Consider the following 18888-nt stretch of genomic DNA (forward strand, 5'->3'; position numbering starts at 1 on the left):
AAACCTCCCTGCCATTTAGCAATGAATTTGATATCTCTGCGAAGAGGTTAAAAATCATTATCATTCACCGACGGCAGGAACCTATTTTTGTAGTAGTTACTACTGCTATGCCATTTCTAAATGGATTAAACTGCAATCGGTGCTTTGATCGCAGGATGAGATTGATAATTTACGAATTCGAAATCATCATAAACATAGTCAAATAATGATTGCGGCGTGCGTTTGATATTTAAGGTAGGTAGGGGCAAAGGATCGCGGGTTAATTGAGTGCGTGCTTGTTCTAAATGATTTAGGTACAAATGGCAATCGCCGCCAGTCCAGATAAAATCACCTACATTGAGATTGCACTGCTGAGCAACCATATGAGTAAGCAATGAATAAGAGGCAATATTAAACGGTACTCCCAAAAATACATCAGCAGAGCGTTGATACAACTGGCAGGAAAGAGTTTTATTCGCTACATAAAATTGGAATAGGGCATGACAAGGCATTAAAGCCATTTGATCCAGCTCTCCAACATTCCACGCACTAACCAACAAGCGACGTGAATCAGGATTGGTTTTTATTTGTTGGATGACATCACTGAGTTGATCAATAGTTCGCCCATCGGGTGTTGGCCAATTTCGCCATTGTTTTCCATAAATAGGTCCCAATTCACCATTGCTATCTGCCCATTCGTCCCAAATAGTAACTCCGTTTTCGTTTAAGTAAGAGATGTTCGTATCCCCTTTTAAAAACCAGAGTAACTCATGCACAATACTGCGCATATGTAATTTTTTAGTAGTGACTAAAGGAAATCCTTGGCGTAAATCAAATCTCATTTGATAACCAAAGACCGATAGAGTCCCTGTGCCGGTGCGATCTGTCTTTTGATTGCCGTGCTGTAGAATGTGTTCTAACAAGTTTAAATAAGTTTTCATCGTTTAATCCACCATAACCAAAATCCCAGTAATAACATGGGAATAGATAAAATTTGTCCCATAGTCACCCATCCGAAGACAAGATAGCCGAGCTGCGGATCAGGTTGTCGGAAAAACTCAGCAATGATACGACAAATGGCGTATCCTATTAAAAAAATAGCAGAAACTCGCCCTACAGGACGAGGTTTACGCGCATAAATCCAAACAAGAAGGAACAAACCAATTCCCTCCAAACCAAATTCATACAATTCTGAAGGATGGCGAGGTTGATTATCAACATGGGTATATACTATCCCCCAAGGCATGTCAGTGACTCGACCCCATAATTCACCGTTAATAAAGTTACCAATTCGTCCAGCGCCTAAACCAATAGGAACTAACGGAGCAATAAAATCACCAATCTCCAGGAAGGATTTGCCACTTTTGCGAGAAAAGAGCCAGAGTGCAACCGCCACCCCTATTAAGCCCCCATGAAAGGACATTCCTCCTTGCCAGATTTTAAATAAGGCCAATGGATTATGCACCAGTTCCGTGAAATTATAAAAAAGCATATAGCCAATGCGTCCGCCAATAATGACACCAAGGGCTGCGTAAAAAATCACATCACTGATTTGTTCAGACGTCCAATCCAGTTTGTAATGCTTCGCTCGCCAGTGAGCCAATAACCAGCCGCTCACAAAGCCAATTAAATACATTAATCCGTACCAATGCACTTGTAACGGGCCTATTGAAAATGCTACAGGATTTATATAAGGAAAAGTGAACATATCTATTTAAATTCCTTGGTTATAACACGCACGTTACCTTGCAACCAGATTACACGATTCAAGCAAATTCGTATTCATAAAGATTTTCCGGCCCTAATCAGGCCTCCCAATCCTTCGTCTTCTAGGGCTTTTTGTAAATGAAAACGTATTTGGGCCGGATGTTCAAATTCCAGTACTTCGGCTAGAATCTTACGAGCATTGGCAATGGCGAAATTACGAATAACCCATTTTACTCGCGGTAAGCTCGACGAGTTCATACTTAACGTATCAAAGCCCATGGCGATTAACAAAATAACTGACAAAGGATCACTGGCCATTTCTCCACAAATACTGACCTCAACTCCCGCTGCATGACCTCCTTCAACAACCTTCAGTAAAACACGCAGCATGGCGGCGGGATGCATCGAATCATAAAGACCTGCAACTCGCGCATTATTTCTATCTACAGCGAGGAAATACTGCGTCAAGTCATTACTACCCACGGAAATAAAATCAACTCTCTTGGCGATTTCGCGAGCCAAATAGGCGGCTGCAGGGACTTCGATCATGACACCTAACTTGGGTTTTTCAATAACACACCCTTCTTCCAATAATTCAGTATATGCTTGATCAATAAGATAAGAAGCTTCTTCAACTTCGCTTAGATTAGTAACCATAGGTAACATAATTCGCAAGTTATTCAATTCTTCACTTGCTCGCATCATCGCCCGAATTTGCATCAAGAACACATCAGGATGATCTAGGGTAACGCGAATACCTCGCCATCCTAAATAGGGATTATCTTCTTCTACAGGAAAGTAGGGAAGTACTTTATCACCACCAATATCCAAAGTACGCATGGTCACTGGACGGGGAGCAAAAGCCTTTAGAGTTTGTCGATAAATAATAGTTTGTTCATCTTCTGAAGGGAAATGATCCCGGCTCATAAATGGAACTTCTGAACGGTACAGACCAACTCCTTCGGCACCGACACTCATGGATAAGCCTGCATCCATTGCCAAGCCTGTATTCACTTGCAACGATACTTTATAATTATCAACCGTTTCTGCAGGTTTATCTCGCAAGCTCACCAAGCTTTGCGTTAATGCTTGCTCTTCTTGTTCCAGTAATTTGAATTCTGCAAGTACTGATTTCGAGGGTGATATATAAACTTGCCCATAATATCCATCCACAACAATGGCTTTGCGAGAAATCAAATCCAATTTTAAACCACGAACACCCATAACCGTGGGAACGCCCAACGCACGTGCTAAAATAGCGACATGAGAGTTGTTGGAACCCTTGGCAGATATTACCCCCGCCAGATATCCTTCTGGAACTTCTGCTAAGGCAGCGGCGGTTACTTCCTCACCTACGAGAACCGTTCTTTTGGGATAAACAATTTCTTCTTGTTGCGACCATTGTAATGCGGCTAAAACACGTCGTCCTAAATCACGAAAATCACTCGCCCGTTCACGAAGATATGAATCCTCCATGCTTTCAAATTGGGCAATGTGTTTTTTAATCACCGTTGCCAAGGCAGCCTGAGCGCCAATTTTTTCTTTACGAATTACCTGTTCTACTTCAATGCCCAAACTGTCTTTATCAAGGATACGTAAGTACACATCAAACAATGCATGCTCATCTTCTGCAACAACGGATTTCATACGTCTGCTTAAACGATGCATGTCGTCTCTAGTGGATTCCAGTGCCTCATAAAACGCATTAATTTCTTCATCCAAAGTCTCGACAGGATTTTGGGGAACTGCATCGATATCTGCTTGCGGATAGACAACCACAGCGGTGCCTATCCCAATCCCTGGTACAGAACCAATTCCGGCAAGAGCTGCAGTGCTTAAGTCAACTTTTTTGGTAACGCCTAGAGGTTTAGGCTGGGTTAACTCAGCCAATTCGCCTGTGGCTTCGGCATGAGCGATAATCCCGCCCAGTTGAGCAGCTAAGGTAATTAAAAAAGATTCCTCCGTATCATCGAAGTAACGTTGTTCTGTTTGTTGAACAATGAGTACGCCATAGAGCTTTCTATGTTGAATAATAGGCACACCTAAAAATGCCTTGAGATGTTCTTCACCCAATAAGGGATTATGATAAAAATCAGGATGAGCCGGGGCATCTTCTATATTGATAGGTTCTTCCCGTCGTCCGACCAGACCTACAAGTCCACTATCAAATGCAATACGAATTCGGAATGGAGCTTGCTTGTTTAAACCTTCGGTTGCAATAAGAACATATTCGGCGTGTTTGGTATCGATGAGGTAAACGGAAGCGGCCTCTGCATTAATGGCTTTATTAATTTGTTGCACCAGAATGCCAAGAGCTTCGGAGAGCTGTTTGGCTGCAGTGACTTCTTGAACTATCCGTTTAAGTACTTTGAGCATCTATGCCTATGATTACCTCTTTTATAAATGGTTACCGAAATGGCCGCATTTGGCACATCTTGAACGAAAATCGCTTCGAAATACTTACATAACGATTTAGGCTCCTTTTTCGAAGCGATTTTCGTTCAACCTGTACTCAAATTCAACCGTTCAGTAAGATTTTTATATCCCACGTGACCTACGATCTTTTCTTTCGTTTAATACCGTAAGTTGTACGACGACTCTTTTTCAATAAAGGTTCTAACTCTTTCAAGGCCTGCATGTAAACTTGGCGTTTAAAAAAGATAACTTGTCCTTCTGGCTCATGAAAATCTACCCAACGCCAGCTGTCAAATTCTGGTGAATCACTGAGATCCAGTTTGACCTTTTGCTCACTGGCTACGAGCTTTAACAAATACCATTTCTGTTTTTGTCCTATCACTAAAGGCTCACTGCCATGACGTAGATATTGTTTGGGAAGTCTATACTTAAGCCAACGTTTGGTAGACCCAATGACCTCAACATCTTCCTTATCCAAACCTACTTCCTCATGCAATTCCCGAAACATTGCTTCTAATGAAGTTTCGCCGGCCGCCAAGCCACCTTGCGGAAATTGCCAAGCATCATGACCAGTCCTTCTACCCCAAAAAACCCTATTCTGTGCGTTGACAAGGATAATACCTACATTCAACCGATAACCGGCACGATCAATCACCATGATGTCACTGTTTAGATTAAACCGCTAATAGCTCGATTTTTCCATAAACTGCAAGAGCTTGGCAATTAAATATGTAATTATTATTGAAAAAAGGTAAGTACTCAATAAAAACTGTGATATCAATTTCTAAATAATAGGTTTTTTCCAATCGGTTTAACAATGCCCAGCTAAAGGGAAATCAAGTAGCTACAATAAAAGTACTACATCATTTACGATTATTTAGTTATATAATTGGAACAAGTCTTCCAATTTACAAACCTATGAAAAAAAGAATCCTCATCATTAATACGGGCGGCACGATTAGCAGTATTAAAACAAAAAATGGTTATGAGCCTGCCCCGGGTTATGTGGAAGCTGCATTGCAACAAATTCCCTTATTGATGCATCCAGACATGCCTGAGTATTCGATAAAGGAATACCATCCTTTACTTGATTCATCCAATATGACCGTTCATGATTGGAATCGAATCGCTCGAGACATTGCCGATGATTACCCGAATTTTGATGGTTTTGTAGTATTTCATGGTACGGATACCATGGCCTATACTGCCTCGGCGTTATCTTTTATGTTAGAAAATTTAGGAAAACCCGTACTTATTACTGGATCTCAAATTCCTTTATCCGAAGTACGGAATGATGCTATAGATAATGTGGTAACTTCATTGTGGCTTTGTGCCAATCAACCCATCCATGAAGTATGCATTTACTTTAATCAGCATTTAGTACGTGGAAATCGAACACAGAAAATAAGTTCGCAAGGATTTAAGGCCTTCGATTCACCAAATTACCCCCATTTAGCAGCTATAGGAATAGATATTAAGGTACATAAAAACCTTTTGCTCAAACGGCCGCAGCAGCCATTTAATTTACAAACGATTGAGCCGCAATTTATTGCGAACTTCAGATTATTCCCAGGATTTGCCACCGACGTTTTGGCTTATATTTTAAATCAGTCCATATGCGGTTTGATTTTGGAGACCTATGGTGCGGGTAATGCTCAAAATAACGATCCTCGTTTTTTAAAATTGCTCAAAGAAGCTTGTGCCCGGGGTGTAATCATCATTAACTGTACCCAATGCCAACAAGGGGGAGTAGAAATGAGTCACTATGCTACAGGACACTCTTTAAAAGAAGCAGGTCTCATTAGCGGCCATGATATGACTCCTGAGGCAGCACATTGCAAGTTACTTTATTTGCTTAGCAAACGATTGGAAATTGGAGAAATAAAAAGGTTAATGGAAAGAGATCTTTGTGGTGAATTGACTTCATAATCAATTGTTTTTATGTCTCCTCTAAGTTAAAAAAAGCTGTCTAAGTAAAATTTCTACCATCACGAGTAACTTAAGGTTTAAGAAAGTAAAACCCAGGTTTGTTCCCGGGTTTTACTCCTAACATTTAAACTAAACGAATTCTTTTGGCTTAACAACTGCTTCAGGTGATGCTTCAAATGTATCTGTTGTCAGCTCATTAATTTTTCTAATGGCCAAATTGAGTTGTTCCCCTAAGCGACCTTCGCTGGGAGAAAACCAATCTGAGGGTAATGTTAAATGTACTCCATAAAATGAGAAGAAAGGCAATGTATAATTGGCCTTATCTTTTTTTACCGTTTTTTTATTGTCTTCGGCTAAGTCTCGTAAAACTTGAAGGGTTCGTTTTTTTTGTTCTTCGAGGTTATGAGAGGGTTTTATTATTTCAAATAGAGACTGAAGTCTTACACCCAGCTTTTCTTCTTTTTCTGCCCGAAGCTTTAGATCAATACCTGATAAGGGACAAAAAATTTCTTCACCAAAATAATACACCGCATGCTGATAGACTATATGTGCTGGATTATTCTTAAAATCTTGATCAATTAACAAAAAATCATAGGCACCTGATTCTTTGAATACTTTTAGTTTTTCATAAAATGCGCTGGTATGAAAAACTAAGTTATTAAGACAGGAAATAGTATCACCTGTATCTTTAGGTTCTCCATGGGATTCTCTTTTTAGTTGGACACGTGAACGGTACTCTGTAATCAATTGAGTAATGGCTTTAACACTTACTTCGTCGGACCCGGTGCTTTCGTATTTGACTATTTCATCAGATAATTCATCTATGAGATCTTTTTGTTCTTTAGAAAGTATTTTATTATGGCCATAAGTTTTAGACTTGCTATCTAAGCTTGCACTGAGAGGGCTCAATTGTTCCTTGATTAATTTTTTCAAAACCATTAGAAAAATAGTCATTGCTCTACTCCTTGAACTGTAATTTAGTTATCATTTACATATTTTTATATTAAGCAGATTTATCTCATTGCAAACCTATATTTTTTTAACCTAGGAACTCATAACTACATGAACTTACAAATTATTATCTTAGCTGCAGGCCAGGGTAAACGAATGTATTCCAGTACTCCTAAAGTACTTCACCAAATTGCTGGGAAGCCTATGTTGACTCGGGTAGTGGAAACAGCACAGCAACTAAATCCTGATGTAATCCATGTTATATATGGTCATGGTGGTGAACAACTTAAGAACTCACTCCCTGACTTACCTGTGCATTGGGTATATCAGGCAGAACAATTAGGTACGGGTCATGCAGTTATGCAGGCATTACCTTTTATCCCACCACAAACACAAGTTCTTGTTTTATCTGCTGATGTACCACTTATTGAAGCAAGCACGCTGCGAGCATTAATTGAGTGCAACAATTCAGCAAATTCTTATAAATCCGTTTTGACACTTTTGGTTGCTCATCTCGAAGATCCTAGCGGTCTTGGACGTATTATTAGAGACAACCAAGGTGAAGTTTCCATCATTGTAGAAGAAAAAGATGCAAATGAGCAAGAAAAGAATATAAAAGAAATTTATTCAGGTATTTGTTGTGCAATATCTGATGATTTAGCCAAGTGGTTGCCTAGACTGAGTAATGATAATGCTCAAGCTGAATACTATCTAACAGACATCATTGCTTTAGCTGTTGCCAGTCAAACATTAATTAAAACAATGAGTGTAAAAGATAACGCAGAAATTCAAGGGGTAAATAACCGTCTGCAACTCCAACAATTAGAGCGAATATGGCAAGTAAAACACGCTGAAAAATTGCTCCAACAAGGAGTAACACTCGCTGATGCACATCGCTTTGATCTACGCGGTGAATTAACCTGTGGCAAAGATGTATATATTGACATCAATTGTGTGTTCCAAGGTAAGGTAGTTATTGGAGATGGTTGTTCTATCGGACCTAATTGCATCCTTACCGATGTGAGCTTAGGTGCTGGCTGTAAAATTTATGCCAACAGCGTTTTAGAAGGCTGTGAAATAGCAAATGATTGTGCAATTGGTCCTTTTGCTCGTTTAAGATCGGGTACGGAATTATCTGCAAACTGCAAAATAGGTAACTTTGTTGAAACCAAAAAAGCGGTATTTGCTGAGGGATCCAAAGCAAGCCATTTAAGTTACTTGGGAGATGTAAGTCTGGGGAAAAAAGTTAATGTAGGTGCCGGTACAATTACTTGCAATTACGATGGAGTTAATAAACACAAAACCATTATTGAAGATGGAGTGTTTATTGGTTCAGATACCCAGTTGGTTGCTCCAGTGACAATAGGAGCTAATGCAACGATAGGCGCAGGGAGTACCATCCGAAAGCATGTACCTCCAGGTGAGTTGACGCTAACTGAATCAAAGCAGAAAACAGTTTATGGTTGGAAAAGACCTGTAAAAAAGGAATGATCCGCAATTTGCCTGGAACGCTCTTATAACCTAGGTTATATAGCTTAACCACAGGCTAATGTTAAGACGTCCGTAATCACAATATTTAATCCCTTAGTCATACTGCAAAGTTAACGCTTTATTCTTCTCCATATGAGTACAAAACCATAAAATAAAAGGGAGGAGAATGAGCGTCATTAATAATTTGTATTGCCAAACATTCACGACTAAATCAATAACTTGATCATAGGGATAAATACCACCGAACAATAAGCTGTAGTCAATTAAGCATAATAAAGAATTGGAACAAAAATTAGCAATTAAGATGCGTAACGGACGATGTAAATTCCACTTGCAGTATTTTAAATAGTGTAACAGCAGGGCATTACTAATAAAGGCAACAAACAACGCTACCGAAGCCGTAGGTAGTCTTTTGAGCATGATATAATTGTAAAAAGGATTTAAATCAAAGAATGTCGGGGATGGTAAAGCCACGAGTCCTATAAGTAAAACATCAAATGTAAATTGAGCCGCAATAAGGATTAGGCATAATTTTAAATTAACTCGATAGCCCCAAAGCTCACCTAGGATGGTACTAATCATTAATGTAATGGGGAAAAACAAAGAGCTGGCTGATAGAACCATATATTTATTGATAATAGTTACGATTCTATATTCACAAGCCAGACAAATAAGCATGATGACGATCGCAACACAAATAAAGTAATGATATAAGGGTAATCCTTCTCTGCCAGGTTCTGGAGTGAAAAAAGAATTCTGGTATTTAAGCAAAAAGGTTAAATAAAACACTCCAATAAGAAGCAATATGAGTGAAGCAATCATCATGGAATCAATAAAAATTTGTTTGAAACTGTGGAGATGTACTCCTGAAAATAAGAGAAAAAAATCAAGTCCAAAAAAACTAATACCACCTAATACGGCAAGGAGCATACATTGTTTTGGTGAAGGCTGTATTTTACTGGACTTAGGATAAAACAATAGATGGGGTAGGTAGAAGCTAAGTGCAAAGGAAATGGTGGTTGCAAAGAATTTCTTAGGGATGTCTGCAAAAATAATTTGATAAACGGGATTATCATGCATGTATTCGGCGGCAGGTAAATGTATAAGTACATACACGCCAATACAAAAAACATATAAAGTCATTAACGAAATATTCAGCAGATGCCTTTGTTCTTTTATCGTACAAGTTCTTAATGCCAATAAATATAAACCTGCTATTAATGGGGTGATTAAGCAGTTCACGGAGAACATTAATCCATCTATGAGAACAATTTTAAACGATACATTGATGAGTAGAATAAGAGAGGTAATAACGCTTACTGTCAGGAACAAGAAACAGCGTGAACGCTGTGAAGGCAATGATTGATTCATATGTTTAGGATTTCCATAACTTTGCCTTGGTTTTTACTGACAATTGTGCTTTTTAATAAACTAATTCGCGCGTAAATATAACACCATTGTATTTAATATGGCAAGTAGTTGCCCACTTCAGCGGGAGTACTGCGGTAGCGCCTGAAAAAAATTAGGGGTCTTAAGCCAGATGGTGAGAACGATCGGGCACTAGGCGAATTGCGATTTCAAACACGGTGATCGAAAGAATTCAAATACTATAAGCATTCTTTCGATCCACAACTCATTGATTATAAACAGTTGTTGAAGAAAGTTCCTCTTGAGATGGTGAAGAACAATCTACTTCTTGCGGAGGTCTATTGTTCATGGCTCTTGCTCGCTGCTTCGTAGAAAATAAACTATTAGCAGTTACTCCAGTTAAAGTTTTTGAGGGAATTAACTGTTTGGCGTCTATCACTGTTGGTGTTCTTGGTGTTTTTAATTCATTAGCTGAAGGTACAATTTGGGTCTTAGGCTCCTGAGGAAGCTCAATAATTTTGTTTGATTCATGTAAGCCTGCGCTGCGAGTCCCTTTAGCCAAAATTACCTCATAAGATACACTGTTTCGTTCAAGCCATAATCTTAGGGCAGTAACAAAATCCCAAAAATCCTCTTTCTTACTCAAAGATAACAGAAATTCAGACAATTTTATAGGTAAGCCGAATCGGTAGTTTAATACGACTGGAAGTGTATATTTAACCGTAGACGCAATTGCTGTAGGCGCCGTTGTTAAGGTTTTAACTGGTTTTGTGGCTTCAATAATTTCTATAATATAGAGTAAATCAGAGCGGATGTCGGGCCAAAATTCCTTAATCACTGGATCATTGACGGCATTTTTAGGGCTGTGAAAGATTCTAGGTAGAACAAGGTTTCTTGTTTTCTCCATAGCATAAAGTAAATCTATGCTAATATCGTTCCAAAATTCTTTGCGAATATTAGACCAAAATTCCTTACTCACTGGAGCATTGAGTTCATTTTTGGAGCTATTAAACATACTAGGTAGAAGATGCTTTGTGGTTTTCTTAAAAAAACCAGGTGGCGTTGGTTTAACTTGCTCTAAATCACTTTCCAAAACCTTAGTTAGAAATTTGAAAACAGTTGATAAAGGAATGAAGGGTTTAGCGCCTGGAGGTGGTTTAAAATCAATAGGTATTCGTTGCATTAATCCTGCAAATACGACGTCAACAGTGAATCGCTTGATACGATCATAAATCACTAAAGGATCAACGGGGATGGTATCTTTCGTTGAGCGAACTAATGGCAAAGTCATATGCGATGCCACATTAATATGGGCTAAGAGTAATAAATGGCGCAATGTACGGAGATAAAGGTAGGGGATTGGGCCTACCGTAGAATCAAGTGCATAATCCATTAAGGCTGAAGTTGCTGTATAAGAAGCCCCTAAAGACAAGATGGATTCAGACTTCATCGCCTTATGGCGCTCACAACGTTCTGGGGTTGCCATCCGAGTGATGTATTCACCATAAAAAAAGATAGCCAAGATCCATGCCACTTGCTCCCCATAGGGAACGAATTTACTAATTCCTAAAAGTACAAGATCATTAAAAGCCAATACAATGGGTTCGCGTAGGGAACCTTTAAATTTGCGTTTGAAATTACAATCCTCTTCTTTTTCGCCACAGAGGGTCGGTGGGGGAGGGATAAGTTTTCCTTTGTGTTCGTTAAAAGCAGATGAACCTAATGCATCAAGAGCTAAGGTATGCACAACTACTTTGGATGCTTGTCGATAAGTAAATCCCCATACTGCGTAATTTACTAAAGTTAAGCTAGGAACAACCATATAAGATGCTAAGATCCCGGTTGGATCTTCGGGACGCAAATAATTTTGAATATTATTATTGGCATAATGTGCGCCCACAACAGGAAGGACATCATACAAAAGTATATTCCCTCCTCCTTTGACAATTTTCATCACCGGGGGAGTGACTACTGCAGGAATTGCCTCACGTAAGGCTAAGACTTGTTCCGCTACATAAAATGCAGTATTTGCAGCGTAACCTACTGTTTGCTTTATGGCGTTATTCCAAACCCATGTTGCCCCATCACCAAGTGACTTGGTTCCATCAACTACTGAAGTCCACCAGTTCATAGTATTGCTCTCCCTGCAACAACGAAATTTTATTGTAAGAGTAAAAATTTGGAAATGCCAGTCTTTTTCGCATGAAGTGCAGGAACATTACATCTTGCTAATGATTCAAATAAATCTTTATTTTAATGAGGAGAATGGTAACCTTTATTATTTATTTTTTTCAGTTCAACTAACCCGTTATCATAACTAATCAATTGATTTTTAGCGTTAAATTACTTAAGTTATGTCCTAATCCATTAACCCGAGGGCAGGAAATTCTAACCATCTGGGGTGTAATGACAAATCTCTCTATTAAGACCAATTCTTATCAGGATATTCACAAAGATCTTGAATGATACAGTTTTTACAATGAGGACGTAGTGCGGTACATACATAACGTCCATGGAGAATAAGCCAATGGTGAGCGTCCTTCAAAAACTTGGGTTCGATGTTTTTTAGGAGCGCTTTTTCAACTGCTAAAGGAGTTTTACCTTTGGCAAGTCCTGTGCGGTTCGCTACCCGAAATATGTGGGTGTCTACAGCCACAGTGGGCTCCCCAAAAGCAGTATTGAGAATCACATTGGCGGTTTTACGACCTACACCAGGCAATGATTGCAATTCCTCACGTTGATTAGGAACGTTACCCTTATATTTTTTGACCAGCAGGTCACAGGTGTTCATAATATTTTGGGCTTTGCTATTATAAAGACCTATAGATTTTATATACTCTTTAAGTCTATCCAGTCCTAAATCAAGGATACCTTGAGGGGTATTAGCCACCGGAAATAATTTAGCAGTGGCTTTATTTACTCCCACATCCGTTGCTTGTGCTGAAAGAATGACCGCAATTAATAATTCAAAAGAAGAGCGGTAAGTCAACTCAGTAGTTGGATGTGGGTTTTGTTCTTGAAAACGGGCAAAAATTTCGTGGCGCTGTTGTTTATTCATGGCTTCTTTTTGCTTTTACGCGGGCCAATGCCTGTTGGATATAGTCCTGCTTGGCTTGCATGTCTTGGGTTTTATCCGCTTTTAATGCAAGTTGACGCTTTTCTCGATACGCTTGCTGTTTTTCATGTTCTTCACGTAACAAACGGGTTTGTTTGGCATTAAAACGTTTACGTGCTAAATCTTTATCATAGTTTACCAGGGGTAAATTAACCATCTCGATACAATCTACGGGACAGGGAGCAACACATAATCCACAACCCGTACATTCATGGTCAATTACCGCGTGCATTAATTTGCCGCTGCCAATAATTGCATCGACCGGACAGGCTTTGATGCATTTGGTACAACCGATACATTCTGCTTCACGAATGACAGCAACAGAGGGTGCGCGGGTATTTGCTAACGCTTCTTGCAAGTAAGGAGCAGGATCAACATTGAGTAATGCTCCGAGCGCTTTAACTGTGTCAACACCTCCTGGAGGACATTTATTAATCGCAGCACTCCCTTGAGCTAGCGCTTCGGCATAGGGCAAGCAACCAGGATAATTGCACTCGCCACATTGAGTTTGTGGCAAAAGTGCGTCAATTTCTTTAACTGAGGCCATTGTTCACCTGTTTGGATTGCTCCAGCATGGCTTGTATTTTTTCTTTTTCAACACGAACCATTAAAGGTTGAAACGTATTGATGCTCTGATTTAATAAAGGATTATCAATTGATTCCCAGGTAAGGGGGGGACAATTTAAAAATTCTTCCGCGGCATTTGCCATCAGAGGGACTATTGGCTTTAGGTAGGTAATTAAGATTCGGAATAAATTAATTCCCATGGTACAAATAGCTTGTACTTCAGGTAAACGTTCTTCTTGCTTTGCTAATACCCAAGGTTTATGAGTATCGATGTATTGATTGACTTTATCGGCACAATCCATAATGTGACGTACAGCACGAGCATAATCGCGAGATATAAATGATTCAATGACTTCAGCACGCATTTCTAGCAGTTCGGCATACAATTGTGGATCGCTTAAGCTATTACTGAGTTGGTTCGCAAATCGCTTATTGATAAATCCGGCGCAACGGCTGGCAATATTGACAACCTTGCCCACAAGGTCTGCATTGATTCTGTTGGTGAAATCCTCAAAATTTAAATCGAGATCATCAACACGGCCATTCAGTTTAGCTGCAAAATAATACCGTAGGTATTCCGGATGTAAATGTTGCAGATACGTACGTGCTTCCAGAAAAGTTCCCCGTGATTTTGACATTTTTTGGCCATCAACGGTTAAAAAGCCGTGAGTATAAACTGCAGTAGGCATCCGATGACCACTGGCAGCAAGCATAGCCGGCCAAAACAGAGCATGAAAGTAAACGATGTCTTTGCCCACGAAATGGTACAACTCAGTGGTCGTTTCTTTATCCCAAAATTCAGCAAAAGAGACATCATGTTCCTCACAGTATTTCTTAAAACTGGCCATGTACCCTATAGGAGCATCAAGCCAGACGTAGAAATATTTATCGGTGGTCCCTGGGATTGGAAACCCGAAATAAGGTGCATCACGTGAAATATCCCATTGTTTTAATCCAGCCGCAAACCATTCATCTAATTTGTTGGCTACTTCAGCTTGCAGGTGCCCGCTTCGAGTCCATTCCTTTAATAGATCTTCATAACGAGGTAAGTCAAAAAAGTAATGTTCTGAATCTTTTTCTACAGGTTTAGCACCGGAAATAGCAGATACTGCATCAAGTAGATCTGTGGGTGAGTAGGTTGCACCACAAACTTCGCAGTTATCGCCATATTGGTCCTTAGCACTACATTTCGGACAGGTCCCTTTGACATAACGATCGGGTAAAAACATTTGCTTTACGGGATCATAAGCTTGACGTATGGTTCGTTTAATAATTGAACCATTTGCCTTTAAGGACTCGTATATAGTCTCCGCTAAAATTTTATTTTCTGGGGAGTGAGTCGTGTGATAACAATCATAAGCAATCGCAAAGGCTTTGAAGTCACGCTCATGGCTTAGTTTGATCTCAGCCGTTAACGCTTCAGGAGTAATCCCCATTTGCTCTGCTTTTAACATAATTGGAGTGCCATGAGCATCATCACCACAGATACTGATGCATTCGATTCCAGACATCTTATGAGTGCGTACCCAAATATCCGTTTGAATGTGTTCCACTAAATGCCCAAGATGTAAATGTCCATTTGCATACGGTAAGGCGCTGGTAACCAGCATTTTACGTTGTTTCGCCATCAAGTAGATACCTGCTTATCTGAAAATGACTGATTATAACGCATATGAATTATAAATGCTGTAGGTAACTGAGTTTCAAATAGATGACTTTAACTAAAAGAGAGAGTTCTAAACTTCAGTCAGTTTTATATATCCTAACTTGATAAATTTATTAAAATGAAAATAAAAAAAAACGCGGCATAGCCGCGTTTTTAAAAATTTACTTAATTATAGGCTGTTAGTTTGCTCAACTTTTTCGTCTTTGGTTACTACAGGAGCAGTACCTTTTACTTTTGAAGTAGCTGGGAAATCAAAATTTAGTACATCTACATGTTCATGACCACTACTTTCTTTTTTGTCAGTAGAAGTTGACAAAGCACTTAGTGGATTAGTTTTGGTTTCAGTAGCTTTGATTTCAGTAGCTTTGATTCCTTTTCTATCACTAACGACTTCAAGAGTATCGTCTTCTTTATCTGAGTACTCGTCTTCATCAATTTCACGGTATTCATCTTCGTTAGCACTTTTAGGAGCTTTGCTTTTAATGTTTTTGCAGCAATCAGCAACCCAAGAAAAGAAATTACCCGCAGCAGCGCCTACATAAGTAGCAGCAGAAACTGCAGCACCCGCTAATAGAGAAGCCAAACCGATTTGCGCAAGGGCGTTAGCACCAGCGATACCTGCAATAGAAAAACCGTAGATTGAGAATGAAGCAACTGCAGTTAAAGCAGCAGGCCATAAGAATAAAGTCAATGCAACAGCACCAGCAGTAGCTAAAGTAAGCCAAGCAGCAGTAGTAATTGCTTTTTTGTGTTCAGACAAGAAGTCAGAAATTGAACGGCCAACAAATTTAATCCCATCTGTTGCTAGACCTAGTAAACCACGATGTTCGTCACCGTATTTATCTGTATATCCCAATACTAATTTAACCACGCCAGTAAAAGCATCAGCTGGTAAATAAGCAACGGTCTTCATAAACTGTTTAAATGTCATTATCTTACTCCAAGGTTATAAATCAGGGCGAATAATAGCAACGATTTTGCTATATGTGAATCAAAAATGCTCAATTTGTTGTAACAAAAGTGTAAAATAAATTGATTTTTTTGGGTTAATAGTGTAATTAATGAGCATATTGGGGGTTAATAAAACCTTAAGGGTAATTTTTATTCGGTAGGGTATTTATCTCAAACGAAATTCATACCCTAATTGGAACTTATATATAGGATTAGAATAATATTTTTATATAGGATCAGAATAATATCCAGTAGGATCAGTAATTCCAGCCCCAAGAAAACCGCGTTGTCTGAAGGTACAACTATCGCATTGTCCACAGGCTTGGCCCGCATCATTGGCTTTGTAGCAGGAAACAGTTAAGCTGTAGTCTACTCCTAGACTTACTCCAAGCTGAATGGTTTGTACCTTGCTTAAATGTTGTAATGGGGCATGAATCGTAAAACGATCACCCATTACTCCAGCTTTGGTTGCTAAATTGGCTAAATTTTGAAATGCCGCGATAAATTCTGGACGGCAATCTGGATAGTGTGAATAGTCAACAGAACTTGCACCAATAAATATGTCTCTAGCATCTATTGATTCTGCAAAACCTAAGGCCATAGCTAGAAAAATGGTATTGCGTGCAGGAACATAGGTTACTGGAATATCAGTGCCGCCCTGGAAAGCAGGTACATCCAAAGAACCATCAGTCAATGCTGAATTTCTGAATAATTCCGTATCTAAGGTAACGATCTGATGTTTTGCTACCTCGTAGTGTTGTGCAATACGCTTTGCTGCAAGCAATTCAGCAGAATGTCTTTGCCCGTAAGAAAAACTAATCGCATAACAAGAAAAGCCTTTGGAAGCAGCCAAAGCTAGACAAGTCGTTGAATCTAACCCACCCGATAATAGAACTACTGCTTTTTTTTTCATAATAGTAAGTCCCCGTAAATTACTTATTTTATATATCCTTTCAACAAGTCTAAGCACCACACGCATCTATGTTATGCGGATAACTACAGCAGGGTAGAAGAGCCTAGTTCCTGGATTGATTGAAAAGTTACCTTTTTTTAGGTAAAAAATACTGTTAGAATGCGGCGATTATGCCATAACATGGAACTTTATGACGACTATTCTTTATCCCGTTATCCTTGCAGGAGGTTCTGGAACTCGTTTATGGCCTTTATCTCGAAAAAATTATCCAAAACAATTTCTGGCTTTAAATGGTGAGTTATCCCTCCTGCAACAAACTGTAAAACGAGCGCAGAGCTTGGTAATGACGCCTTCTCTTATAGTAAGCAATGATGCTCATTATTTTCTTTGTCAGGATCAATTAAATCATTTTAATCAGTCAATGACTTATTTGCTGGAACCTTGTGCTCGTAATACCGCCCCAGCCATTGCATGTGCAGCTCATTATTTATCTCAGCAAGCAGGTCCCGATGCGGTGATGTTAGTACTTCCTTCAGATCATTGGATTGCTGATGATAAAGAATGGCAAGAAGCGATGTTAATAGGAGCACAATATGCGGCCGAACATCACGCTCTAGTTACTTTTGGGATTCAGCCCGATAGTCCTAAAACTGGATATGGTTACATAGAAGCAGGCGAGCCGCTTACTGAAAAGGTGCAACAGGTTTTAAGTTTCAGGGAAAAACCGGAACTTGATCGCGCCAAAGAATTTATTGCCGATGGAAACTATTTTTGGAATAGCGGCATGTTTGTTTGTCGTGCGGATGTATATCTTCAAGAGTTAGCAGAATATCAACCTGATATTTATTATTTTAGTCAGCAGGCTGTATTAAAAGCCAAGAATCATCATGATTTTTTACGTCTTGATTTAGAATCGTTCTCTCGTTGCGAAGCGGAATCCATTGATTATGCGATTATGGAAAAAACGAATAAAGCAGTAGTAATCCCTGTGTCTATGCAATGGAGTGATTTAGGATGTTGGTCTGCAGTAGCCGATGCTAATACAGCCGATCAAGATGGGAACACCGTCACTGGAAAAGTTATTGCTCAACAAAGTACGAATTGCTTGATTCATAGTACCGACCTTTTAGTTACCGCAATTGGTGTCCAAGATCAAATTATTGTGGCTACCCAAGATGCTGTTTTAGTGGCTGATAAGCAATATTCGCAACAGGTTAAAGATCTAGTAAATTCTTTAAGTAAAGATCACCATCAATTAACTCAAGATCACCAACGAGTTTCGCGTCCCTGGGGATATTATGAAATTTTAGCTGAAGGTGCATCATTTAAAGTAAAACGATTGATGGTCAAGCCTGGAGCTCGGTTGTCTTTACAAATGCATCAGCATCGTGCAGAACATTGGGTTGTTGTGTCCGGCAAAGCAGAAGTAATAAACGACTCGCAAATGATTTATTTATCTGTGAATCAATCGACTTATATTGCCCAAAATACACTTCATCGTTTAAGTAATCCTGGTAATGAACCACTCTATGTTATTGAGGTCCAAAGTGGGGATTATTTGGGAGAAGATGATATTAAACGTTTTGATGACATTTACGCGCGCGAAATTACCTCATAAATTCTAATAATTCATCTAGTGATTGCCTGGGTAAAGCGAAGCGAACCCGGGTTCCCAATACCACCTTATCTCTGTACACGGCACTCAATATTGGCCCAAAAATTAATTTTTTACAAAAATCATCTTTTTTAGTAAAAATTTGGTATCAATATTGTAAATCAATGTATGCTCATCTTGTTTTTAAAATCAATATTATGTTATAAAAAAGAACATATAAA

General features: G+C 39.2%; 15 protein-coding genes. 3 read left to right on the top strand and 12 right to left on the bottom strand.

The features are described from left to right. Nucleotides 1-125: 125 nt before the first annotated feature. From thyA to HBNCFIEN_RS00625, 4 genes are all read right to left on the bottom strand, one after another. Nucleotides 126-920 (bottom strand): thymidylate synthase, encoded by a 795-nt coding sequence (gene thyA, locus HBNCFIEN_RS00610; RefSeq protein WP_182392235.1) that lies wholly within the window; start codon nucleotides 918-920, stop codon nucleotides 126-128. Next, nucleotides 917-1687: a prolipoprotein diacylglyceryl transferase gene (gene lgt / locus HBNCFIEN_RS00615; RefSeq protein ID WP_182392236.1), complete on the bottom strand. Its 771-nt coding sequence runs from the start codon at nucleotides 1685-1687 to the stop codon at nucleotides 917-919. Before lgt ends, thyA begins: the two co-directional genes overlap by 4 nt. A 74-nt stretch (nucleotides 1688-1761) precedes the next feature. After that, nucleotides 1762-4062: a phosphoenolpyruvate--protein phosphotransferase gene (gene ptsP / locus HBNCFIEN_RS00620; protein WP_182392237.1), complete on the bottom strand. Its 2301-nt coding sequence runs from the start codon at nucleotides 4060-4062 to the stop codon at nucleotides 1762-1764. 178 nt (nucleotides 4063-4240) lie between these two features. Beyond that, the gene (locus HBNCFIEN_RS00625) at nucleotides 4241-4756 is read right to left on the bottom strand and encodes an RNA pyrophosphohydrolase (RefSeq protein ID WP_370530129.1); all 516 of its coding nucleotides are present in this window, start codon (nucleotides 4754-4756) and stop codon (nucleotides 4241-4243) included. A gap of 263 nt (nucleotides 4757-5019) precedes the next feature. On the opposite strand from HBNCFIEN_RS00625, the gene ansA reads away from it, so the two are divergent. Next, a complete protein-coding gene (gene ansA / locus HBNCFIEN_RS00630; RefSeq protein WP_182392239.1) occupies nucleotides 5020-6030 on the top strand; it encodes an asparaginase in 1011 nt (336 codons plus the stop codon). A 129-nt stretch (nucleotides 6031-6159) separates the two neighbouring features. Here ansA and HBNCFIEN_RS00635 read toward each other — a convergent pair whose 3' ends face one another. Next, nucleotides 6160-6984 (bottom strand): hypothetical protein, encoded by an 825-nt coding sequence (locus HBNCFIEN_RS00635; RefSeq protein ID WP_182392240.1) that lies wholly within the window; start codon nucleotides 6982-6984, stop codon nucleotides 6160-6162. Nucleotides 6985-7092: 108 nt separating this feature from the next. Here HBNCFIEN_RS00635 and glmU point away from each other — a divergent pair, with 108 nt between their 5' ends. Further along, on the top strand, nucleotides 7093-8472 hold the full coding sequence (gene glmU / locus HBNCFIEN_RS00640) for a bifunctional UDP-N-acetylglucosamine diphosphorylase/glucosamine-1-phosphate N-acetyltransferase GlmU (RefSeq protein WP_182392241.1): 1380 nt from the start codon (nucleotides 7093-7095) through the stop codon (nucleotides 8470-8472). Nucleotides 8473-8565: 93 nt separating this feature from the next. On the opposite strand, the gene HBNCFIEN_RS00645 is transcribed toward glmU, so the two are convergent. The 7 genes from HBNCFIEN_RS00645 to queC all read right to left on the bottom strand — a co-directional run bounded on the left by HBNCFIEN_RS00645 (nucleotide 8566) and on the right by queC (nucleotide 17052). Beyond that, on the bottom strand, nucleotides 8566-9843 hold the full coding sequence (locus HBNCFIEN_RS00645) for a VUT family protein (RefSeq protein WP_182392242.1): 1278 nt from the start codon (nucleotides 9841-9843) through the stop codon (nucleotides 8566-8568). 262 nt (nucleotides 9844-10105) lie between these two features. Further along, entirely contained in the window at nucleotides 10106-11971 is a 1866-nt protein-coding gene (locus HBNCFIEN_RS17620) for a hypothetical protein (RefSeq protein ID WP_255464285.1), read from the bottom strand. 291 nt (nucleotides 11972-12262) lie between these two features. Next, entirely contained in the window at nucleotides 12263-12898 is a 636-nt protein-coding gene (gene nth / locus HBNCFIEN_RS00660; RefSeq protein WP_182392243.1) for an endonuclease III, read from the bottom strand. Continuing rightward, nucleotides 12891-13502 (bottom strand): RnfABCDGE type electron transport complex subunit B, encoded by a 612-nt coding sequence (locus HBNCFIEN_RS00665; RefSeq protein ID WP_182392244.1) that lies wholly within the window; start codon nucleotides 13500-13502, stop codon nucleotides 12891-12893. The genes nth and HBNCFIEN_RS00665 overlap by 8 nt, the downstream gene beginning before the upstream one ends. Then, complete coding sequence (metG, locus tag HBNCFIEN_RS00670; RefSeq protein WP_182392245.1) at nucleotides 13489-15150, bottom strand: methionine--tRNA ligase; 1662 nt, start codon at nucleotides 15148-15150, stop codon at nucleotides 13489-13491. The genes HBNCFIEN_RS00665 and metG overlap by 14 nt, the downstream gene beginning before the upstream one ends. Nucleotides 15151-15357: 207 nt before the next feature. Then, complete coding sequence (locus HBNCFIEN_RS00675; protein WP_182392246.1) at nucleotides 15358-16119, bottom strand: hypothetical protein; 762 nt, start codon at nucleotides 16117-16119, stop codon at nucleotides 15358-15360. A 246-nt stretch (nucleotides 16120-16365) separates the two neighbouring features. Next, nucleotides 16366-17052 (bottom strand): 7-cyano-7-deazaguanine synthase QueC, encoded by a 687-nt coding sequence (queC, locus tag HBNCFIEN_RS00680; protein WP_182392247.1) that lies wholly within the window; start codon nucleotides 17050-17052, stop codon nucleotides 16366-16368. 190 nt (nucleotides 17053-17242) lie between these two features. On the opposite strand from queC, the gene HBNCFIEN_RS00685 reads away from it, so the two are divergent. Further along, on the top strand, nucleotides 17243-18670 hold the full coding sequence (locus tag HBNCFIEN_RS00685; RefSeq protein WP_182392248.1) for a mannose-1-phosphate guanylyltransferase/mannose-6-phosphate isomerase: 1428 nt from the start codon (nucleotides 17243-17245) through the stop codon (nucleotides 18668-18670). Nucleotides 18671-18888 lie beyond the last annotated feature (218 nt).

The organism is Legionella sp. PC997, from assembly GCF_014109825.1.
Classification (GTDB): domain Bacteria; phylum Pseudomonadota; class Gammaproteobacteria; order Legionellales; family Legionellaceae; genus Legionella.

What these genes read in the sequence shown, in the direction of transcription:
- thyA (WP_182392235.1), bottom strand. Translation starts at nt 920, where the DNA reads ATGAAAACTTATTTAAACTTGTTAGAACACATTCTACAGCACGGCAAT.
- glmU (WP_182392241.1), top strand. Translation starts at nt 7,093, where the DNA reads ATGAACTTACAAATTATTATCTTAGCTGCAGGCCAGGGTAAACGAATG.
- HBNCFIEN_RS00675 (WP_182392246.1), bottom strand. Translation starts at nt 16,119, where the DNA reads ATGACATTTAAACAGTTTATGAAGACCGTTGCTTATTTACCAGCTGAT.
- HBNCFIEN_RS17620 (WP_255464285.1), bottom strand. Translation starts at nt 11,971, where the DNA reads ATGAACTGGTGGACTTCAGTAGTTGATGGAACCAAGTCACTTGGTGAT.
- HBNCFIEN_RS00685 (WP_182392248.1), top strand. Translation starts at nt 17,243, where the DNA reads ATGACGACTATTCTTTATCCCGTTATCCTTGCAGGAGGTTCTGGAACT.
- lgt (WP_182392236.1), bottom strand. Translation starts at nt 1,687, where the DNA reads ATGTTCACTTTTCCTTATATAAATCCTGTAGCATTTTCAATAGGCCCG.
- ansA (WP_182392239.1), top strand. Translation starts at nt 5,020, where the DNA reads ATGAAAAAAAGAATCCTCATCATTAATACGGGCGGCACGATTAGCAGT.
- ptsP (WP_182392237.1), bottom strand. Translation starts at nt 4,062, where the DNA reads ATGCTCAAAGTACTTAAACGGATAGTTCAAGAAGTCACTGCAGCCAAA.
- HBNCFIEN_RS00645 (WP_182392242.1), bottom strand. Translation starts at nt 9,843, where the DNA reads ATGAATCAATCATTGCCTTCACAGCGTTCACGCTGTTTCTTGTTCCTG.
- nth (WP_182392243.1), bottom strand. Translation starts at nt 12,898, where the DNA reads ATGAATAAACAACAGCGCCACGAAATTTTTGCCCGTTTTCAAGAACAA.
- HBNCFIEN_RS00665 (WP_182392244.1), bottom strand. Translation starts at nt 13,502, where the DNA reads ATGGCCTCAGTTAAAGAAATTGACGCACTTTTGCCACAAACTCAATGT.
- metG (WP_182392245.1), bottom strand. Translation starts at nt 15,150, where the DNA reads ATGGCGAAACAACGTAAAATGCTGGTTACCAGCGCCTTACCGTATGCA.
- queC (WP_182392247.1), bottom strand. Translation starts at nt 17,052, where the DNA reads ATGAAAAAAAAAGCAGTAGTTCTATTATCGGGTGGGTTAGATTCAACG.
- HBNCFIEN_RS00635 (WP_182392240.1), bottom strand. Translation starts at nt 6,984, where the DNA reads ATGACTATTTTTCTAATGGTTTTGAAAAAATTAATCAAGGAACAATTG.